Below are 2687 nucleotides of genomic sequence, written 5' to 3' on the forward strand. Positions count from 1 at the left end.
GCCTATGAGACGTTCCTGGACCTGTCCCGGCGTTGGAACAAGCCCCTTTGGCTGGGAGAGACCGGGGAGAACACCCCCGAGTGGTTCGCGGCCCTGTACCCCCTGGGGGCCAGCCTGGGGGTGGGCTACAATGTGTGGCCCTGGAAGAAAATGGCCTGCGCCAACTCCCCCTGCTCGGTAAAGGCCCCGGCCAACTGGGAGAAATTCACCGCCTACACCAGCGGCGGCCCACGGCCCTCCTATGCGGAGGCCCAGGCCATGCTGGACGAGTACCTGTCCAATATGCTCCTGGAAAACTGCGACCAGCTCCCTGTTGTCAGCGCCAGCGTGCGCCGGGAGCCAGGCTGCTCCCTTCGGGCCACTGACTTTGACCACAACGGCTGCCAGGGCCATGCCCAGGCCGGCACAGTCAGCGGCTACCGCCGGGGAACGGGAATGAAGCTCATAGAGCCCGCCAAAATGCCGGAAAAGCGTTTTGGCTTTGACTGCTGCTGGGACGCCTGCCAGTTGAGCCTGTCCCCCGGCGAGTACAGCGAGTACACCTTGTACGCCGCCCAGGAGGGCAGCAGCGTTTCCCTGGTGTTCGCCCCTGGCTCCGCCGGCCAGGTGGAGGTCTTCCAGGACGGCACAAGCCTGGGGCTCCTGGGCCCGGAGGGCCCCGCCCTGCAGCTGCAAGCCGCGCGGCAGACCGTTATCCGCATTGCCGGAACCACCGGAGAGAGCCTGCTGGAAAAGCTCATCTACCAGTGAGCCATACATAAACCGCAGAAACGCCCCAGCAAAGCGGCCGAAGGAGCCCCCCTCCGGCCGCTTTACTCATGCCCCCCTGCACTCCCCATAAACACGTCCCGCCGCACCCCAATCCCCGCCCCGCGATTGACTGTCCCCCTATTTGGTGCTATACTGGTTTTCGGCAAAAGAGAAAAGAAGGAGGGCCCCCATGCCCAATATCCTCATAATCGAAGACGATACCGACATCAACAACGCCACCGCCCAATACCTGCGGCGGCATGGCTGCCAGTGCGTCCAGGCGTTTTCCGGCACCGAGGGCCGTCTGCTCTGGAAGAGCTCTGCCTGCGACCTGCTGCTCATCGACCTGATGCTGCCCGGGCTCTCCGGCAGCCAGCTCATCCACGAAATCCGCCAGGAAAGCCAGACGCCGGTGATTGTGCTGTCCGCCCGGTCCCAGCTCTCCGACAAGGTGGAGCTGCTGGGCCTTGGGGCGGACGACTACCTGACCAAGCCCTACCAGCTGGAAGAGCTCTGGGCCAGAATCCAGGTCCAGCTGCGCCACGCCAGCACAGCCCTGGCCGGCGAGACGCTGCGCTTTCGAGACTGGCAGCTGGATATCAGCGAGATGTCCCTGCTTGCCGCCGGCCAGCCCGTGGAGCTGACGGCCCACGAATTCAGAATCGTGGAGCTCATGGTGCGCCGCCCCAAAAAGGTTTTCACCAAGCAGCAGATCTACGAAGCGGTCTGGCAGGAGAACTGTCCCATTGAGGACAAGACCATCCATGTGCACATCAGCAACATCCGGGCCAAGCTCCGCCCCAGCGGCACAGACAGCTACATTCAAACCGTGTGGGGAATCGGCTTCAAGCTGAGCTGAACTTTATACAATCTTTAATCTTTCTTAGCGAAGCCTGAGCATTTGCCTGCTATACTATCCTTGCAGACAAAGCAAAGGAGGACATTGGAATGGCAGTCATACAGACAAAAGGCCTGTCCAAGCGCTATAAGGACAAATGGGCGGTCGACCACCTGGAGCTGCGGGTAGAGCAGGGAGACGTCTACGGCTTCATCGGCCAGAACGGCGCGGGCAAGTCCACCACGCTCAGGCTGCTGTGCGGCCTGGCAAGCCCCACCCAGGGTGAGATCACCATTTTCGACAGGCCCCTCAAGGACGCCGTGGCCCACCGGCGCATCGGAATGCTCATTGAGCAGCCGGGGCTGTACCACGACCTGAGTGGCCGGAAGAACCTGCGTCTTTACGCCGCGCTTCTGGGGCTTACCGACCCCAAAAGACAGGTAGACGAAATACTGAGCACAGTGGGCCTGTCCCCTGAGGAGAAAAAGCCGGTCAAGCAGTATTCCATGGGGATGAAGCAGCGGCTGGGCGTGGGCATTGCCCTGCTGGGCAGCCCAGACCTGCTGCTGCTGGACGAACCCATCAATGGCCTGGACCCGGAGGGAATCCGGGAGATGCGGGAGCTCCTGCAGCGGCTGAACCGGGAGCGGGGCCTCACCATTCTGCTCAGCTCCCACATTCTGGGCGAGCTGAGCAAAATTGCCACCCGCTACGGCATTATCCGCCAGGGCAAAATGGTCGAGCAGCTCAGCGCCCAGGAGCTGGCGCAGAAATGCACCGACTACCTGCATCTGCGCACCGGCCAGCCCCAAAAAGCGGCTGCTGTCCTAGAGCGGGAGCTTGCGCTGGGGCATTGGGAAATGCACCCCGAAGGGGAGCTGCGCATCTATGACACGGTGAACGTCAAAGCGGTGGGTCAGGCTCTTGCCCAGGCCGGCATTGCCGTCGAGGAGATGGGCGTCCACCAGCAGGACCTGGAAGGCTATTTCTTAGAGAAAATGGGAGGGGAGAACCATGCTTGATATTTTCCGAATGGACAGCCGCCGGCTGTTTCAAAGCCGCACCTTTTACATTATGCTGGCCATTACCCTGGCGCTTA

The 2687-nt window shown here is 61.8% G+C and carries 3 protein-coding genes; all 3 read left to right on the forward strand.

The genetic code is table 11. The features are described 5' to 3' along the window. A partial coding sequence (locus tag ACTO5E_RS10725) for a carbohydrate-binding protein (protein ID WP_482303530.1) occupies positions 1-750 on the forward strand: 750 nt, incomplete at its 5' end. A gap of 190 nt (positions 751-940) precedes the next feature. Beyond that, positions 941-1609 carry a response regulator transcription factor gene (locus ACTO5E_RS10730; RefSeq protein WP_482303531.1) on the forward strand — a complete coding sequence of 223 codons (669 nt, stop codon included), beginning with the start codon at positions 941-943 and terminating at the stop codon, positions 1607-1609. 89 nt (positions 1610-1698) lie between these two features. Then, the gene (locus tag ACTO5E_RS10735) at positions 1699-2610 is read left to right on the forward strand and encodes an ATP-binding cassette domain-containing protein (protein WP_482303532.1); all 912 of its coding nucleotides are present in this window, start codon (positions 1699-1701) and stop codon (positions 2608-2610) included. Positions 2611-2687 lie beyond the last annotated feature (77 nt).

It is taken from the genome of Acutalibacter sp. (genome assembly GCF_056800975.1).